The organism is Comamonas brasiliensis (assembly GCF_018292285.1).
In the GTDB taxonomy this organism is placed as follows: domain Bacteria; phylum Pseudomonadota; class Gammaproteobacteria; order Burkholderiales; family Burkholderiaceae_C; genus Comamonas; species Comamonas brasiliensis.
The window spans coordinates 1-18,321 of the sequence record NZ_JAANES010000008.1; the positions used below are offsets into that span (position 1 = coordinate 1).

Annotated in this window: 13 protein-coding genes and 3 tRNA genes; all 16 read left to right on the plus strand. The window is 60.2% G+C overall.

Annotated features, from left to right (window positions below; genetic code table 11):
• Nucleotides 1-354 (plus strand): EF-Tu C-terminal domain-related protein (locus tag DJFAAGMI_RS23985; RefSeq protein WP_472924651.1); only part of this gene is annotated, 354 nt, incomplete at its 5' end.
• 10 nt (nucleotides 355-364) lie between these two features.
• Nucleotides 365-440: transfer RNA gene (locus DJFAAGMI_RS23990), tRNA-Trp, on the plus strand.
• Between the two features lie 87 nt (nucleotides 441-527).
• Nucleotides 528-911: a preprotein translocase subunit SecE gene (gene secE / locus DJFAAGMI_RS23995; RefSeq protein WP_003059341.1), complete on the plus strand. Its 384-nt coding sequence runs from the start codon at nucleotides 528-530 to the stop codon at nucleotides 909-911.
• Nucleotides 911-1,498, plus strand: coding sequence for a transcription termination/antitermination protein NusG (nusG, locus tag DJFAAGMI_RS24000; protein WP_003059340.1), 588 nt, complete (start codon nucleotides 911-913; stop codon nucleotides 1,496-1,498). Before secE ends, nusG begins: the two co-directional genes overlap by 1 nt.
• 126 nt (nucleotides 1,499-1,624) lie before the next feature.
• Complete coding sequence (gene rplK, locus DJFAAGMI_RS24005) at nucleotides 1,625-2,056, plus strand: 50S ribosomal protein L11 (RefSeq protein ID WP_003059339.1); 432 nt, start codon at nucleotides 1,625-1,627, stop codon at nucleotides 2,054-2,056.
• Nucleotides 2,057-2,752 (plus strand): 50S ribosomal protein L1, encoded by a 696-nt coding sequence (rplA, locus tag DJFAAGMI_RS24010; RefSeq protein WP_043006654.1) that lies wholly within the window; start codon nucleotides 2,057-2,059, stop codon nucleotides 2,750-2,752.
• Between the two features lie 227 nt (nucleotides 2,753-2,979).
• On the plus strand, nucleotides 2,980-3,504 hold the full coding sequence (rplJ, locus tag DJFAAGMI_RS24015) for a 50S ribosomal protein L10 (RefSeq protein ID WP_211459765.1): 525 nt from the start codon (nucleotides 2,980-2,982) through the stop codon (nucleotides 3,502-3,504).
• A gap of 36 nt (nucleotides 3,505-3,540) precedes the next feature.
• Nucleotides 3,541-3,918 (plus strand): 50S ribosomal protein L7/L12, encoded by a 378-nt coding sequence (gene rplL / locus DJFAAGMI_RS24020; protein WP_003059332.1) that lies wholly within the window; start codon nucleotides 3,541-3,543, stop codon nucleotides 3,916-3,918.
• A gap of 274 nt (nucleotides 3,919-4,192) precedes the next feature.
• Nucleotides 4,193-8,305, plus strand: a complete 4,113-nt coding sequence (rpoB, locus tag DJFAAGMI_RS24025; RefSeq protein WP_003059330.1) for a DNA-directed RNA polymerase subunit beta — start codon at nucleotides 4,193-4,195, stop codon at nucleotides 8,303-8,305.
• Between the two features lie 121 nt (nucleotides 8,306-8,426).
• A complete protein-coding gene (gene rpoC / locus DJFAAGMI_RS24030) occupies nucleotides 8,427-12,650 on the plus strand; it encodes a DNA-directed RNA polymerase subunit beta' (protein WP_003065685.1) in 4,224 nt (1,407 codons plus the stop codon).
• Between the two features lie 190 nt (nucleotides 12,651-12,840).
• The gene (gene rsmB / locus DJFAAGMI_RS24035; protein ID WP_211459773.1) at nucleotides 12,841-14,226 is read left to right on the plus strand and encodes a 16S rRNA (cytosine(967)-C(5))-methyltransferase RsmB; all 1,386 of its coding nucleotides are present in this window, start codon (nucleotides 12,841-12,843) and stop codon (nucleotides 14,224-14,226) included.
• 43 nt (nucleotides 14,227-14,269) lie between these two features.
• Entirely contained in the window at nucleotides 14,270-14,839 is a 570-nt protein-coding gene (locus tag DJFAAGMI_RS24040) for a DUF4390 domain-containing protein (RefSeq protein WP_043006668.1), read from the plus strand.
• Complete coding sequence (locus DJFAAGMI_RS24045; protein ID WP_211459775.1) at nucleotides 14,839-17,160, plus strand: sensor histidine kinase; 2,322 nt, start codon at nucleotides 14,839-14,841, stop codon at nucleotides 17,158-17,160. Before DJFAAGMI_RS24040 ends, DJFAAGMI_RS24045 begins: the two co-directional genes overlap by 1 nt.
• A gap of 39 nt (nucleotides 17,161-17,199) precedes the next feature.
• Entirely contained in the window at nucleotides 17,200-17,865 is a 666-nt protein-coding gene (locus DJFAAGMI_RS24050) for a response regulator (RefSeq protein ID WP_043006666.1), read from the plus strand.
• Nucleotides 17,866-17,948: 83 nt separating this feature from the next.
• Nucleotides 17,949-18,024, plus strand: a tRNA-Phe gene (locus DJFAAGMI_RS24055).
• A gap of 177 nt (nucleotides 18,025-18,201) precedes the next feature.
• Nucleotides 18,202-18,277, plus strand: a tRNA-Phe gene (locus tag DJFAAGMI_RS24060).
• The last annotated feature ends 44 nt before the right edge of the window (nucleotides 18,278-18,321 follow it).

The window sequence follows — 18,321 nt, forward strand, 5'->3', positions numbered from 1 at the left end:
CTGCTGCGCGGCACCAAGCGTGAAGACGTGGAACGCGGCCAAGTGCTGTGCAAGCCCGGCTCCATCAAGCCCCACACCAACTTCACTGCTGAAGTTTACGTGCTGTCGAAGGACGAAGGCGGTCGCCACACTCCCTTCTTCAACAACTACCGTCCCCAGTTCTACTTCCGTACAACTGACGTGACCGGCTCCATCGAACTGCCCGAAGGCAAGGAAATGGTGATGCCTGGCGACAACGTGTCGATCACCGTGAAGCTGATCGCCCCCATCGCCATGGAAGAAGGTCTGCGTTTCGCTATCCGCGAAGGTGGTCGTACTGTGGGTGCCGGTGTGGTTGCCACGATCATTGCATAATTGATTTTGTAGGGGTATAGCTCAATTGGCAGAGCGTCGGTCTCCAAAACCGAAGGTTGTAGGTTCGATTCCTACTGCCCCTGCCACCTCTTAATGGTGGAATCAACAAGAGCCCGCCTTTGGCGGGCTTTTGTGTCTTGAAATTGCACATTTTTGTGCATTTGAAACAAAATATGGCCACTACTCAGGTTGAAACAGTCAGCTCTGCAGCTGACAAAGCAAAAATAGCCGCTGTTGCGGCTTTAGTTGTTGCTTCTATTGCTGGCTTTTATCTGTTGAGCAAGCAAGGCGCACTGGTGCAGTGGGCGACGTTGATTGTCGGCCTAGCTCTGGCTGCTGGCGTGTTTCTGATCTCTGAGCCGGGTAAGCGCTTCATTGGCTTTGCCCGTGATGCTTGGCGTGAGGTGAAGAAGGTGGTCTGGCCCACACGCAAGGAAACCATGCAGATGACTCTGTATGTCTTTGCCTTCGTGGTGGTGATGGCCTTGTTCTTGTGGTTCACCGATAAGACGCTTGAATGGGTCTTGTACGACTTGATTTTGGGCTGGAGGAAGTAATGGCTGATGCAGTCGAAACAGATGTGAATGGTGGAACGGCGGGACCCGCCAACCCCGATCTGCGCTGGTATATCGTCCATGCCTATTCGGGTATGGAGAAGGCTGTCGAGCGCAATATTGCCGAGCGTATTGCGCGCTCGGACATGCAGTCCAAGTTTGGCCGCATCCTGGTGCCTTCTGAAGAAGTTGTGGAAATGCGCAACGGCACCCGTCGCACGACAGAGCGCCGTCTGTTCCCCGGTTATGTGTTCGTCGAAATGGTGATGGATGACGATACATGGCACCTGGTGAAGCACACCAGCAAGGTGACCGGTTTCGTTGGTGGCGCCAAGAATCGTCCTGCTCCCATCTCCGAGGAAGAAGTTCGCAAGATCGTCGACCAGATGCAGGAAGGCACCGAGAAGCCTCGCCACAAGGTCGAGTTCATGGTTGGCGAAATGGTCCGTGTCAAGGAAGGTCCTTTCGCAGACTTCAACGGCTCCGTCGAGGAAGTCAACTACGAAAAGAACCGTCTGCGTGTGTCGGTCACCATCTTTGGCCGCGCAACTCCTGTGGAATTGGAATTCTCTCAAGTTGAGAAAACTTGAGATTCGCAATAGAATCTAGGGCTTCGCATTTTTTGACTCGATGCGAAGCTTTTTTTGTAGAGTCAGCAACCTCGGGGAGCTGCTTGCACGCATTGCAAGTGGCGCTATACCCGTAAGGAGCTCAACATGGCGAAAAAAATCGTCGGCTTCATCAAGCTGCAAGTGCCAGCTGGTAAGGCCAATCCTTCTCCTCCCATCGGTCCTGCGCTGGGTCAGCGCGGCCTCAACATCATGGAATTCTGCAAGGCGTTCAACGCCCAGACCCAAGGTGTCGAGCCCGGCCTGCCTCTGCCCGTGGTGATCACGGCTTTTGCTGACAAGAGCTTCACGTTCGTCATCAAGACTCCTCCCGCAACCGTTCTGATCAAGAAGGCTGTGAAGCTGGACAAGGGTTCTTCCAATCCTCTGAAGAACAAGGTCGGCAAGATCACACGTGCTCAGCTGGAAGAAATCGCCAAGACCAAGCTGAAGGACATGAACGCCGCTGACGTTGACGCTGCTGTGCGTACGCTGGCTGGTTCTGCCCGTTCGATGGGCGTGATCGTGGAGGGTGTGTAAATGGCCAAGTTGACCAAGAAGCAAAAAGCTCTCCAGGGCAAGGTTGATTCCAACAAGCTGTACTCTTTCGCTGACGCCGTGGCGCTGGTGAAGGAAGCTGCAACTGCCAAGTTCGATGAATCCATCGACGTGGCCGTGCAACTGGGCGTGGATGCCAAGAAGTCGGACCAAGTGGTGCGTGGCGCCGTGGTTCTGCCTCACGGTACCGGCAAGACTGCTCGCGTGGCTGTGTTCGCACAAGGCGCCAAGGCTGAAGAAGCCAAGGCCGCCGGCGCTGACGTGGTCGGTATGGACGACCTGGCTGCTCAAGTCAAGGCCGGTGACATGCCCTTCGACGTGGTGATCGCTGCTCCCGACGCTATGCGCGTTGTGGGTCAGCTGGGTCAGATCCTGGGCCCCCGCGGCCTGATGCCTAACCCCAAGGTTGGCACCGTGACTCCTGACGTCGCTACGGCCGTGAAGAACGCCAAGGCTGGTCAAGTGCAGTTCCGCGTGGACAAGGCCGGTATCGTGCACGGCACGATCGGTCGCCGCTCGTTCGACGCCGACAAGCTGCAGGGTAACCTGGCTGCTCTGATCGATGCGCTGAACAAGGCCAAGCCTGCTTCCAGCAAGGGTCAGTACCTGCGCAAGGTGGCGGTGTCGTCGACCATGGGTGTGGGCGTTCGCGTCGATACACAATCCATCTCGGCGTAATTGCTAGAAATCGTCAGATGAGCCTGGCTCATCTGGTGTGGTGGGCTGCGGGAGTTGTTGCTCCTGCAGGTCATCCAAGACCGTTGGTGTGATTTGATCACTTAATCACGAAGGCCAACGCAGATGGCGATCCCGCTGCAGATGGAAATTTTTCCTAAACAGTTGGTCGCTGCAACAAGAGCGTGTATGCAGGGCTTGCCTTGTATATGCATTTGAAGGAGTAGACCTTGAGTCTGAATCGCAGTGAGAAAGAAGCGGTCATTTCCGAAGTGACCAGCCTCGCCGCTAAAGCTCAAACGCTTGTGATCGCGGAATACCGTGGCATCACGGTCGCCGACATGACCAAACTGCGTGCCGATGCTCGCAGCAAGGGTGTGAGCCTGAGCGTGTTGAAGAACACCCTGGCCCGCCGTGCTGTTGCCGGTAGCGCGTTTGACGTGGTGGTTGACCAGATGACTGGTCCCCTGATCTATGGCTTCTCTGAAGACGCAGTGGCTGCCGCCAAGGTGGTGGCCGACTTCGCGAAGACCAACGACAAGTTGGTGATTCGCGGTGGTGCGTTTGCAGGTAAGGCCCTGGACGTCGACGGCGTTAAGCAACTGGCAAACATCCCCTCTAAGGAAGTACTGCTCGCACAACTGTGCGGCTTGCTCATGTCGCCTATTTCGCGTACAGCCGTTGTGCTGGGCGCTCTGGCGGCCAAGAAGGGCGAAGGCTCTGCCGAAGCGGCAGCCGAACCAGCCGCAGCCTGAGTGCTCGGCAAAACCAACCAATTTTAGGAAATCAAAATGGCATTCGATAAAGACGCATTCCTGACCGCCCTGGACAGCATGACTGTTCTGGAACTGAACGACCTGGTCAAGGCTATTGAAGAGAAGTTTGGCGTGTCCGCCGCTGCTATGGCTGCTCCCGCTGCTGGCGGCGCTGCTGGTGGCGCTGCTGCTGCTGAAGAAAAGACCGAATTCAACGTTGTGCTGACCGAAGCTGGCGCCAACAAGGTGTCCGTGATTAAGGCTGTGCGTGAAATCACCGGCCTGGGTCTGAAGGAAGCCAAGGACCTGGTCGACGGCGCTCCCAAGACCGTGAAGGAAGCCGCTCCCAAGGCTGACGCTGAAGCCGCTGTGAAGAAGCTGGTGGAAGCCGGTGCTAAGGCTGAACTGAAGTAATTCAGTGAAATCAAGGGCTGGAGACTCGTAAAAGGGTCTCCAGCCTTTGGCGCTTGTGGAACGCGCTGAAAGAACACACCAGAAAGCAGGTTTCCTAGGGAGTCTGCTTTTTAGTGTCTTCTGACAATCCGACAGCAGAAGATGCCTTGGTTCGGGCGATGTGCAACGCATCGCCGTCAGCCATGGTTGGTAGTGGCCAACCGCCAAGCCCGCAGGAGAACCCTGTGGGGCAGTCGTCGCAGACCCAGGACTCATGTCTTTGCCCGGAGATCTCATGGCCTATTCTTATACCGAACGCAAGCGAATCCGCAAAAGCTTCGGGAGCCGCGATAGCGTGCTCGAAGTGCCTTATCTGCTGCAGATGCAAAAAGATGCCTATACAGCATTCCTGCAGGCAGATGTAGCCCCCAAAAAACGTACCATTGATGGCCTGCAAGCGGCCTTCAATTCCGCCTTCCCCATCGTCTCCCACAATGGTTTTGTGGAGATGAAGTTTGTCGAGTACAACCTCGCCAAGCCCGCTTTCGACGTGCGTGAATGCCAGACCCGTGGTCTGACCTTCGCCTCCGCTGTCCGCGCCAAGGTTCAACTGATCATCTATGACCGCGAGTCCTCCACGGCTCAGTCCAAGGTGGTCAAGGAAGTGAAGGAACAAGAGGTCTACATGGGCGAAGTGCCCCTGATGACCGACAAGGGTTCGTTCATCATCAACGGTACCGAGCGCGTGATCGTGTCTCAGCTGCACCGTTCGCCTGGCGTGTTCTTCGAACACGACAAGGGCAAGACCCATAGCTCGGGCAAGCTGCTGTTCTCGGCTCGCATCATTCCTTACCGCGGCTCCTGGCTGGACTTCGAGTTCGACCCCAAGGATCTGCTGTACTTCCGCGTCGACCGTCGCCGCAAGATGCCTGTGTCGATCCTGCTGAAGGCCATCGGCATGACGCCCGAGACCATCCTGGCAACGTTCTTCGTGAACGACAACTTCCGCCTGATGGACAGCGGTGCCCAGATGGAATTCGTGGCCGATCGCCTGAAGGGCGAAGTCGCGCGTTTCGACATCACCGACAAGTCCGGCAAGGTCGTGGTCGCCAAGGACAAGCGCATCACCGCTCGCCACACCCGCGAGCTGGAGCAGTCCGGCACCAAGTTCGTCAGCGTGCCTGAAGACTTCCTGCTGGGTCGTGTGCTGGCCAAGAACATCGTTGATCCCGACACCGGTGAAATCATCGCCAAGGCCAACGAAGAACTGACCGAAGCCCTGCTCAAGAAGCTGCGCAGCGCCGGTGTGCAGGACGTTCAGTGCATCTACACCAACGAACTGGACCAAGGCGCCTACATCTCGCAGACCCTGCGCACCGATGAAACCGTGGACGAGTTCGCTGCCCGCGTTGCCATCTACCGCATGATGCGCCCTGGCGAGCCTCCTACCGAGGACGCCGTGCAGGCCCTGTTCCAGCGCCTGTTCTACAACGCCGACACCTATGATCTGTCGCGCGTGGGCCGTATGAAGTTCAACGCCAAGATCGGCCGCGAAGGCGCGACCGGTCCCATGGTGCTGTCCAACGAAGACATCCTGGCTGTGGTCAAGATTCTGGTGGACCTGCGCAATGGCCGTGGCGAAGTCGACGATATCGACCACCTGGGCAACCGCCGTGTGCGTTGCGTGGGCGAACTGGCCGAAAACCAGTACCGCACCGGTCTGGCTCGTATCGAAAAGGCTGTGAAGGAACGTCTGGGTCAGGCCGAGCAAGAGCCTCTGATGCCTCACGACCTGATCAACTCCAAGCCCATCTCTGCGGCCCTGAAGGAGTTCTTCGGTGCCTCGCAGCTGTCGCAGTTCATGGACCAGACCAACCCTCTGGCAGAAATCACGCACAAGCGTCGTGTTTCCGCCCTGGGCCCAGGCGGTCTGACCCGCGAACGTGCCGGCTTTGAAGTGCGTGACGTGCACGTGACCCACTACGGTCGCGTCTGCCCTATCGAAACGCCTGAAGGTCCCAACATCGGTCTGATCAACTCGCTGGCTCTGTACGCCCGCCTGAACGAGTACGGTTTCATCGAAACCCCGTACCGTCGCGTGGTGGACGGCAAGGTGACGATGGACATCGACTACCTGTCGGCTATCGAAGAAGGCAAGTACGTGATCGCCCAGGCCAACGCCGATCTGGATGCCGCAGGCAATCTGGTGGGCGAGCTGGTGTCGGCCCGTGAAGCTGGTGAATCGACCCTGGTGTCGGCCGAGCGCGTGCAATACATGGACGTGTCGCCTGCGCAGATCGTGTCCGTGGCTGCTTCGCTGATTCCCTTCCTGGAACACGACGATGCGAACCGTGCCTTGATGGGCGCCAACATGTCGCGTCAGGCCGTGCCTGTGCTGCGTCCTGAAAAGCCCATGGTCGGTACCGGCATCGAGCGCGTTGCCGCCGTGGACTCCGGCACCGTGGTCACTGCCAAGCGCGGCGGTATCGTGGACTATGTCGACGCGACCCGCATCGTGATCCGTGTGAACGACGACGAAGCCGTGGCCGGTGAAGTCGGTGTGGACATCTACAACCTGATCAAGTATCAGCGCTCCAACCAGAACACCAACATCCACCAGCGCCCCATCGTCAGCCGTGGCGACAAGCTGGCCAAGGGTGATGTGCTGGCGGACGGCGCTTCGACCGACCTCGGCGAAATCGCCATCGGCCAGAACATGCTGATCGCGTTCATGCCCTGGAACGGCTACAACTACGAAGACTCGGTGATGATCAACGAGCGCATCGTGGCTGACGATCGCTACACCTCGATCCACATCGAAGAGCTGGTGGTGATGGCTCGCGACACCAAGCTGGGTGCCGAAGAAATCACACGCGACATCCCCAACCTGTCCGAGCAGCAACTGAACCGCCTGGACGAGTCCGGCATCATCTACGTGGGCGCCGAAGTGCAACCCGGCGACGTGCTGGTGGGCAAGGTCACCCCCAAGGGCGAGACCACGCTGACGCCTGAAGAGAAGCTGCTGCGCGCCATCTTCGGCGAGAAGGCTTCCGACGTGAAGGACACTTCTCTGCGTGTGGATCAGGGCTCGCAAGGCACCGTGATCGACGTGCAGGTGTTCACGCGTGAAGGCATCCAGCGCGACAAGCGCGCCCAGCAGATCATCGACGATGAACTCAAGCGCTTCCGCCTGGACCTGAACGATCAGCTGCGCATTGTGGAAGCCGACGCTTTCGACCGTATCGAGAAGCTGCTGACCGGCCGCGTGGCCAACGGTGGTCCTCAGAAACTGTCCAAGGGCGCCAAGATCGACAAGGCCTATCTGGACGGCGTGGAGAAGTTCCACTGGTTCGACATTCGTCCTGCCGAAGACGATGTGGCCGCTCAGCTGGAGTCCATCAAGAACTCCATCGAGCAGCAGCGTCACACCTTCGACCTGGCGTTCGAAGAAAAGCGCAAGAAGCTCACCCAGGGCGACGAACTGCCTGCCGGCGTGCTGAAGATGGTCAAGGTCTACCTGGCCGTCAAGCGTCGTCTGCAGCCTGGTGACAAGATGGCCGGCCGTCACGGTAACAAGGGTGTGGTCTCGAAGATCACTCCTGTGGAAGACATGCCTTTCCTGGCTGATGGCTCCACCGCCGACATCGTGCTGAACCCGCTGGGCGTGCCTTCGCGTATGAACATCGGTCAGGTGCTGGAAGTGCACTTGGGCTGGGCCGGCAAGGGTCTGGGCCAGCGCATTGGCGACATGCTGCAAAAGGAAGCCCGTGCTGCTGAAGTGCGCGCCTTCCTGGAAGAGATCTACAACCGCAGCGGTCGCAAGGAAGAGCTGTCTCAGCTGGACGACGGCGAAGTCATGTCCATGGCCAAGGAACTGACCACGGGCGTGCCATTCGCAACGCCGGTGTTCGACGGTGCTTCCGAAGCCGAAATCAAGGACATGCTGAAGCTGGCCTACCCTGACGACATCGCTGCCGCCAAGGGTCTGACTGAGACACGCACTCAGGCTTATCTGTATGACGGCCGTACTGGCGAGCGCTTCGAGCGTCCGACCACCGTGGGCTATATGCACTACCTGAAGCTGCACCACTTGGTCGACGACAAGATGCATGCCCGCTCCACCGGTCCTTACTCGCTGGTGACGCAACAGCCTCTGGGCGGTAAGGCCCAGTTCGGTGGTCAGCGTTTCGGTGAAATGGAAGTGTGGGCGCTGGAAGCTTACGGCGCCGCCTACGTGCTGCAGGAAATGCTGACCGTGAAGTCCGACGACGTGGTCGGTCGTACCAAGGTGTACGAGTCCATCGTCAAGGGCGAGCACTCGATCGAAGCGGGCATGCCCGAATCGTTCAACGTGCTGGTCAAGGAAATCCGCTCTCTGGGCTTGGACATCGAGCTCGAACGTTCTTAAGCCCTATTAAACAGAGAGCTGCAACCGCTTTAAAACAAAGGATTTGCGCTTGGTTCGTTGCTGAAACCAAGGCAAATCCAGCGGTGGCTGCAATGATTTTTGACGAAAAGGAAAGAGTTACATGAAATCGCTACTCGACCTGTTCAAGCAATTTACGCCTGATGAGCATTTCGATGCCATCAAGATCGGCCTGGCCTCGCCCGAGAAGATCCGTTCCTGGTCTTTCGGTGAAGTGAAGAAGCCTGAAACGATCAACTACCGTACTTTCAAGCCCGAGCGTGATGGTCTGTTCTGCGCCAAGATCTTTGGCCCGATCAAGGACTACGAATGCCTGTGCGGCAAGTACAAGCGCCTCAAGCACCGCGGTGTGATCTGCGAGAAGTGCGGCGTTGAAGTCACACAGACCAAGGTGCGTCGCGAACGCATGGGTCACATCGACCTGGCCGCGCCCTGCGCCCACATCTGGTTCCTGAAGTCCCTGCCTTCGCGCCTGGGCCTGGTGCTGGACATGACGCTGCGCGACATCGAGCGCGTGCTGTACTTCGAAGCCTATGTGGTGACCGACCCCGGCATGACTCCGCTGAAGAAGTTCAGCATCATGACCGAGGACGACTACGACGCCAAGCAACTCGAGTACGGCTACGATGAGTTCACCGCCAAGATGGGCGCTGAAGGCATCAAGGACCTGCTCGAAGGCATCGACATCGACGTCGAGATCGAGCGCCTGCGCAACGATCTGACCGGCTCCGAAGTCAAGGTCAAGAAGAACGCCAAGCGCCTGAAGCTGCTGGAAGCGTTCAAGAAGTCCGGCATCAAGCCCGAGTGGATGGTGATGGAAGTGCTGCCCGTGCTGCCTCCCGATCTGCGTCCTCTGGTGCCTCTGGACGGTGGCCGTTTCGCCACTTCCGACCTGAACGACCTGTACCGCCGCGTCATCAACCGCAACTCGCGTCTGCGTCGTCTGCTCGAGCTCAAGGCTCCTGAAATCATCGCGCGCAACGAAAAGCGCATGTTGCAGGAAGCAGTGGACTCGCTGCTGGACAACGGCCGTCGCGGCAAGGCCATGACGGGCGCCAACAAGCGTGCCCTGAAGTCTCTGGCCGACATGATCAAGGGCAAGAGCGGTCGTTTCCGTCAGAACTTGCTGGGCAAGCGCGTGGACTACTCCGGTCGTTCCGTGATTACCGTGGGTCCTTACCTCAAGCTGCACCAGTGCGGTCTGCCCAAGCTGATGGCGCTGGAACTGTTCAAGCCCTTCATCTTCGCGCAGCTCGAGCAGCGCGGCATCGCCACGACCATCAAGGCTGCCAAGAAGGAAGTGGAAGCCGGTACGCCCGTGGTGTGGGACATCCTTGAAGAAGTCATCAAGGAACACCCCATCATGCTCAACCGTGCGCCTACGCTGCACCGTCTGGGTATCCAGGCTTTCGAGCCCATCCTGATCGAAGGCAAGGCTCTGCAACTGCACCCGCTGGTCTGCGCGGCCTTCAACGCCGACTTCGACGGTGACCAGATGGCTGTTCACGTGCCCCTGTCTGTGGAAGCGCAGATGGAAGCCCGCGTGCTGATGCTGGCCTCGAACAACGTGCTTTTCCCCGCTTCGGGCGAACCCTCCATCGTTCCTTCCCAGGACGTGGTGCTGGGTCTGTATCACGCCACGCGTGAGAAGATCAACGGCAAGGGCGAAGGCATGGTGTTTGCCGACCTGATGGAGCTGCAACGCGCTCTGGATGCCGGTGAGACTGAACTGCACGCCAAGATCAGCGTGCGCCTGACCGAGTGGAACAAGAACAAGGAAACCGGCGAATTCGAGCCCGTGACCTCGCTCGTGGAAACCACCGTGGGCCGTGCCCTGCTGTCTGAAATCCTGCCCAAGGGCCTGGCTTTCAGCAACATGAACAAGGCGCTGAAGAAGAAGGAAATCTCCAAGCTGATCAACGCCTCCTTCCGCAAGTGCGGTCTGAAGGCCACGGTCGTGTTTGCCGACAAGCTGCTGCAAAACGGTTTCCGTCTGTCCACGCACGCTGGTATCTCGATCTCCATCGACGACATGCTGGTGCCTCCGCAAAAGGCCGACATCCTGGCCCGCGCAGAGTCCGAAGTGAAGGAAATCGAACAGCAGTACGTCTCGGGTCTGGTGACCTCCGGCGAGCGCTACAACAAGGTGGTGGACATCTGGGGCAAGGCCGGTGACGACGTGTCCAAGGTGATGATGGACCAGCTCAAGGTCCAGAAGACCACCGACCGTCACGGCAACGAAGTCGATCAGGAATCGTTCAACGCGATTTACATGATGGCCGACTCCGGCGCCCGCGGCTCCGCAGCGCAGATTCGTCAGCTGGCCGGTATGCGTGGTCTGATGGCCAAGCCTGACGGCTCCATTATTGAGACGCCTATCACCGCGAACTTCCGCGAAGGCCTCAACGTGCTGCAGTACTTCATCTCGACCCACGGTGCTCGTAAGGGTCTGGCCGACACGGCGCTGAAGACGGCTAACTCCGGTTACCTGACTCGTCGTCTGGTGGACGTGACGCAGGATCTGGTCGTGAACGAACAGGATTGCGGTACCTCCAACGGCTATCTGATGCGCGCCATCGTCGAAGGCGGTGAAGTGATCGAATCCCTGCGCGATCGCGTGCTGGGCCGTTCGACCGCCGAAGAAGTGCTGCACCCCGAAACCCGTGCCGTGCTGGTGCCTGCCGGTACCCTGCTCAACGAAGACACCATCGAAGAGCTGGAAGCCCAGGGCGTGGACGAAATCAAGGTGCGTACGGCTCTGACCTGCGAAACCCGTTTCGGCCTGTGCGCCACCTGCTACGGTCGCGACCTGGGTCGTGGCGGCCTGATCAACCTCGGCGAAGCCGTGGGTGTGATCGCTGCCCAGTCCATCGGTGAACCCGGCACGCAGCTGACCATGCGTACCTTCCACATCGGTGGTGCCGCTTCGCGTGCTGCCATCGCCTCGAGCGTGGAAGCCAAGTCCAATGGTGTCATCGGCTTCAACAGCACGATGCGCTATGTGTCCAACACCAAGGGCGAGCTGGTGGTGATTTCGCGTTCCGGCGAGATCGTGATCAGCGAAAACGGCCGCGAGCGCGAGCGTCACAAGGTGCCTTATGGCGCCGTGCTGACCATCAAGCCCGATGAAGCCATCAAGGCCGGCAAGATCCTGGCGAACTGGGATCCGCTGACCCGACCCATCATTACCGAATACGCCGGTCAAGTGCGTTTTGAGAATGTGGAAGAAGGTCTGACGGTGGCCAAGCAGGTCGACGAAGTGACTGGTCTGTCCACTCTGGTGGTGATCGATCCCAAGCGTCGTGGCTCCGCCAAGGTGGTGCGTCCCCAGGTCAAGCTGATCGACGCCAACAACCAGGAAGTCAAGATCCCTGGTACCGACCACGCCGTGACGATCGGCTTCCAGGTCGGCGCCCTGATTCAGGTGCGCGACGGCCAGGACGTGGGCCCCGGCGAAGTGCTGGCCCGTATCCCTGTGGAAGGTCAGAAGACCCGCGACATTACCGGCGGTCTGCCCCGTGTGGCCGAACTGTTCGAAGCCCGTACGCCCAAGGACAAGGGCACTCTGGCCGAGATGACCGGTACTGTGTCCTTCGGCAAGGAGACCAAGGGCAAGATCCGCCTGCAGATCACCGATCTGGAAGGCAAGGTCTGGGAAGAACTGGTGCCCAAGGAGCGCAACATTCTGGTCCACGAAGGCCAGGTGGTGAACAAGGGCGAGTCCATCGTTGACGGTCCTGCCGATCCTCAAGACATCCTGCGTCTGCTGGGTATCGAAGAGCTGTCGCGCTACATCGTGGACGAGGTGCAGGACGTTTACCGCCTGCAGGGTGTGAAGATCAACGACAAGCACATCGAAGTGATCGTGCGTCAGATGCTGCGTCGCGTGATCATCGAGAACTCTGGCGATACCACCTACATCCAGGGTGAACAGGTCGAGCGTTCCGAGGTGCTCAACACCAACGAACAGATGCAGAAGGAAGGCAAGCTGCCTGCCACGTACTCCAACGTGCTGCTGGGTATCACCAAGGCTTCGCTGTCGACCGACTCGTTCATCTCTGCGGCTTCCTTCCAGGAAACCACCCGTGTTCTGACCGAAGCTGCCATCATGGGCAAGCGCGACGAACTGCGTGGCCTGAAGGAAAACGTGATCGTGGGTCGCCTGATCCCCGCCGGTACCGGTCTGGCCTATCACCAGGCTCGCAAGGCCAAGGACGAAATGGACGATGCCGAGCGTCGTGCCATCGCCGAAGCCGAAGAAGCCGAGCTGGCCGGTGTGCTGGCTGATGACGTCGAAGCACCTGCTGGCGACGCCTCTGCCGACTAAGCACGGCATTGGGCCGCGGCCGGCAACGGCTGCGGTTCGCTGCTGATGCACCGCGCTCCCGCTCTGCCTTGTGCAGACGGGAGCGTTTTTCATTGATCAAGACACGATTTGCGCAAGTTCGGATCAGGCATGGCGTCCGCCGTGCCTTCCTGTCTGCGTCAGTTTTCCAAGTTTTTCAGGTCTGCTCTTCATGACTTCCAAGCCTTCCCAACCCAAGAACGCCGCGGCTGGTGCTGCTGTGCCCAACGCTCCTGCCCTGTGGCAACAGCTGGATGCAGTGGCCAAGGCCTTGCACGGTATCCTGGGTGGCCAGTCCAGCAAGGCTGTGCTGGCACAGGTGCCGCAGCGCTTGCGTCCGGGAGTGCAGGCCTTGCTGTTCCAGGTGCTGCGCAATCTGGGGCGTGCCCAGGCGCTGCAAAGGCAGCTGGTGTCGCGGGCTCCCGCGCCCAAGGTCAGCGCCCTGCTGAGCACGGCGCTGGCGCTGGCCTGGGATGAGGCGCAAGCGCCTTACCCGCCCTTCACCCTGGTCAATCAGGCCGTGGAAGCTGCCAAGAATGGCGCGGCACGCGCGCAGTCCGGCTTCATCAATGCCTGCCTGCGCCGCTTTCTGCGCGAACGCGATGCGCTGGTGAGCGCCACCGACAACGATCCCGTGGCCGTCTGGAATCACCCCGCCTGGTGGATTGCACGGCTCAAGAAAGACCATCCCCAGGATTGGCAGGCCATTTTGGCGGCCAACAATGCCCAGCCGCCCATGACGCTGCGCGTGAATGCACAGAAAAGCACTGCAGCCCGGTATCAGGATGCGCTGCAGGCGATGAACCTGAAGGCGACGGCCGTCGCCGAGTGCGGCCTGCAACTGGAGCGCGCTGTACCCGTGCAGGAGCTGCCGCATTTTGAAGAGGGCTGGGCCTCGGTGCAGGACGCTGCGGCGCAGGCCGCTGCCCCGCTGCTGCTGGCCGGCTTGTCCCAGCCCCAGGGGCGCCCGCTGCGCGTGCTGGATGCCTGTGCCGCGCCCGGTGGCAAGACTGCCCATCTGCTCGAACATGCCGCGCCCGGCAGCATCGAAGTCACGGCCCTGGAGATCGACCCCGAGCGGGCTCGCCGCATCGATGAAACCCTGTCGCGCCTGGGTTTGAAGGCCAAGGTGCTGGTGGCCGATGCGTCCGCTCCAAAGGACTGGTTCGAATCGCAATGTGCTGCCCAGCCCTTCGACGCCATCTTGCTCGATGCGCCCTGCACGGCATCGGGCATTGTGCGTCGCCAGCCCGATGTGCGCTGGCTGCGCCGTGAAAGCGATGTGGCCCAGCTGGCAGGCATACAGTCCAGGCTGCTGGACACCTTGTGGCCGCTGCTGCAGCCCGGCGGGCGCATGGTCTATTGCACCTGCTCGGTCTTCAAGGCCGAGGGCGATGCCCAGATCCAAGCGTTTCTTGCACGCAACACTACGGCGGCCAGCTTGCCTGCTGCAGGCCATTTAATTCCCGGCAAAGCAGCCAAACACGATTCCGTGTCCGACAATCCCCTGGGTGACCACGACGGCTTTTTTTACGCTCTGCTGGAAAAATTGCGCTAACGCTGTAGCGGGGGCCTTGCGGGGTGCGGCCCGTGCAGCTTCGCTGGTGCTGGCGCTATCCCTGGTATTCGTGCTGGCCCGAGCCGATACCGTGCCGCCGGACATCAGCTCCATGCAGCTCACGCGCACCGAGGAAGGCGTGTTTCTCTCGGCCAATCTGCAGTTCGAGCTTCCCGGTCAGGTGGAAGACGCCCTGCGCCAGGGCATTCCCATGTATTTCATTGCCGAAGCCCAGGTACAGCGCGAGCGCTGGTATTGGTCCGATCAGCAATTGGGTATTGCCACCCGTTACTACCGCATCACGCACCAGCCGCTCACCAAGCGCTGGCGTCTGCATATCTCCAACTCCGCCTTCACCGGCGGCAGCGGCACCGGGCTGGCGCTGGGCCAGACCTACGAGCAGCTTGAGGATGCCATCGCCGCCATTCAGCGCATCTACCGCTGGAAGATTCTGGAGCCCGCCCAGCTCGGCTCCACCTCGGGCGTTTCGGTGCAGCTGCGCTTTCGCGTAGATCTGTCGTCCCTGCCCAGGCCTTTGCAGATCGGTGCGCTGGGGCGCTCGGGCTGGAATCTGCAGATGTCGCGCACGCAGACCCTGGAGGCGGCTCCCTGATGGCAGACATCAAGCTCCCGGACGGAGAAGCTGGCGGCACCTCTGCCGCACGCTGGTCGCGCGCCACGCGCTGGGCCGTCGGCACGGGCGTGGTGCTGATGGTGGTGGTGGGGGTGCTGCTGCTGTTCCTGCTGACCTTGGCCACCAACAATCGGCTGGCCTACGAGCGCAACTACAACTGGCTGTTTGCCGCCAATGTGGTGGTGGCCGGATTGCTGCTGATGGTACTGTTCTGGGGCGGGGTGCGCCTGGCGCTGAGGCTCAGGCGCGGGCGTTTCGGCAGCAAGCTGCTGCTCAAGCTGGCCGGCATCTTCACCCTGGTGGGCCTGCTGCCGGGCTTGCTGATCTATGTGGTGTCCTACCAGTTCGTTTCACGCTCCATCGAGAGCTGGTTCGACGTCAAGGTCGAAGGAGCGCTGTCCGCCGGCGTGAGCCTGGCCAGCGCCACGCTGGATACGGTGGCCAACGACATGGCCAACAACACGCGCACCGCAGGCCTGCAGCTGTCCCAGACCTCGGATGCCGGGGCCGCGCTGATGCTGGAGCGCATCCGCGATCAGATCGGCGCCACCGATGTGGTGCTCTGGAATGCCTCGGGCAAGGCCATCGCCAGCGCCGGACAGTCTCTGTTCAGCCTCGCACCAGAGCGGCCCAACACCCAGTTGCTGCGCAGCCTGAAGGAGCAGGGCGGCCAGCGCGCCGTGTCCAGCATCGAAGGTCTGGATGACGCCGGCGATGTGCCTTCCGAGCAGGCCGCCGCCAATGCCAAGGTGCGCACGCTGGCGCTGGTACCCAGCTCGGCCGTGAATCTGCTCGAAGAAGCGCGTTATCTGCAGGCCACGATTCCCTTGCCTCAGGCCCTGGTCATCAATGCCCTGGCCGTGCAGGAGGCCAATCGCGAGTACCAGGAGCGAGCGCTTGCTCGTGGCGGGCTGCAGCGCATGTATATCGGCACATTGACGCTGGCGCTGTTTCTGGCCGTGTTTGGCGCCGTGGTGCTGGCCGTGGTGCTGGGCAACCAACTGGCCAAGCCGCTGCTGCTGCTGGCCCAGGGCATGCGTGATGTGGCGCGTGGCGATCTGCGCCCCAAGCCCGCGCTGCAGAGCAAGGACGAGATCGGCGGGCTGACGCGCTCCTTTGCCGTCATGACCCAGCAACTGGCCGATGCGCGCTCCGATGCCAACCGCAATCTGCTGCAGCTCGATGCAGCACGCAGCAATCTGCAGACCATTCTGGACAACCTCACATCGGGCGTCATCGTGCTCGATCGCGCCGGCCGCATCGTGCTCAGCAACCCCGGCGCGACACGCATTCTGCGTGCGCCCATGGCGGTATTCCAGGGCAAGCGACTGCGCGATGTCTCGGGCCTGCAGGACTTTGCCCGTGTGGTGCAGGAGCAGTTCGAGATCTTCCTGGGTGATGCTTCGGCCCAGCAGGGGCGGGACCGCTGGCAGCAGGTCTATGAGCTGGACGCTGGCAATGGCAACGGCGATGTGGTGCACAACACCACCAGCCTGGTCATGCGTGGTGCGGAGCTGCCCGACGACCAGCGCCTGCTGGTGTTCGATGATATTTCGGAGATCGTCTCGGCGCAGCGTGCACAGGCCTGGGGCGAGGTGGCGCGCCGCGTTGCGCATGAAATCAAGAATCCGCTGACGCCGATTCAGCTGTCTGCCGAGCGCTTGGCCATGAAGCTGACCGACAAGCTGCAGCCTACCGAACAGGCGCTGCTGGCCAAGTCGGTGAAGACCATTGTCGATCAGGTGGCTGCGATGAAACGCCTGGTCGATGAGTTCCGCGAGTACGCACGCTTGCCGGCGGCCAATCTGCAGCCGCTGGATCTGAATGCTCTGGTCGCCGAGGTGCTGCAGCTCTATGGCGAGGAGAATGCGACGGTGCGCGTGGAGGCCTCCCTGGATGAAGCCTGCCCGCCCATTCAGGGCGATAGCCAGCAATTGCGCCAGGTCATCCACAATCTTTTGCAAAATGCGCAAGATTCCACGGCGCAAAGAGCGCAGGAAACAGGGCAGACTCCGGGCTCCGTCACCATCGAAACCCGCTGGATGGACACGGCCCAGCGTGTGCGCCTGAGCATCAGCGACAGTGGCACAGGTTTTGCTCCCAATATTCTGCAAAGAGCTTTCGAGCCCTATGTGACCACCAAGTCCCGCGGCACCGGTCTGGGCCTTGCGGTGGTCAAAAAAATAGCCGACGAGCATGGCGCAAGAGTGGACCTGGGTAATCGAGAGGAAGACGGGGTAGTTCAAGGCGCGCGAGTGTCGCTATCATTTGTACCTAACGACCGTGCAGGGACGGCTTGATCCCGTTCAGCACAAGGCATAGCAACAGGCTTTAGACACATGGCAAACATACTAGTGGTCGACGACGAACTGGGGATCCGGGATTTGTTGTCGGAAATCCTCAACGACGAAGGTCATAGTGTGGACGTGGCAGAGAACGCCACGCAGGCACGCGTATCCAGGGCTACCAACAACTACGATCTGGTGCTGCTGGACATCTGGATGCCGGACACCGACGGCGTCACCTTGCTCAAGGAATGGGCCACGGCCGGCCAGCTCACCATGCCCGTCATCATGATGAGCGGTCATGCGACCATCGAGACGGCCGTCGAGGCAACGCGCATCGGCGCGCTGTCATTCCTCGAAAAGCCCATCACCATGCAGAAGCTGCTCAAGGCAGTGGAGCAGGGGCTGGCGCGCAGCACGGCCAGCCAGGGCTCGGAAACCGCATCGCATGCCAGCAGCGGCACGGCGCCATCGGCCGTGGTCAGCATCACGGCGCAGGCGGCGGAAGACAATCTGCCCAATTCGCACCAGGGCTTCGATCTCGACCGCCCCCTGCGCGAGGCGCGAGACGGCTTTGAAAAAGCCTATTTCGAATTCCACCTGGCCCGCGAAGGCGGCTCCATGACGCGTGTGGCCGAGAAGACCGGCCTGGAGCGCACCCATCTGTACCGAAAGCTGCGTCAGCTGGGCGTGGACCTTGGACGCAATCGCCGCGGATAATTTTCAAAAAAATCGCAGTTTTCGATTTGGGGTCGAAAAGTGTGCCTATAATCGTGGCTTCGGCACTCAAGAGTGTTGATAAAGGCCCGGTAGCTCAGTCGGTAGAGCAGAGGATTGAAAATCCTTGTGTCGGCGGTTCGATTCCGTCCCAGGCCACCAGATTCAAAGCCCTGGATCAGCAATGATTCAGGGCTTTTCTGCATCTGGATCTGATCCGTGTCCGGAGGCATTCGCAGACTGGCGAGTGCTGCGATCTGGAATGCCCAAGCGGGGCGGGATGCGGAAAAATATGCCTATAATCGCTGCTTCAGCACATTCCAGTTGCTGGACAGCAAAGGCCCGGTAGCTCAGTCGGTAGAGCAGAGGATTGAAAATCCTTGTGTCGGCGGTTCGATTCCGTCCCAGGCCACCAAACATGAAGCCCCAGATCAGCAATGATCTGGGGCTTTTCTCATT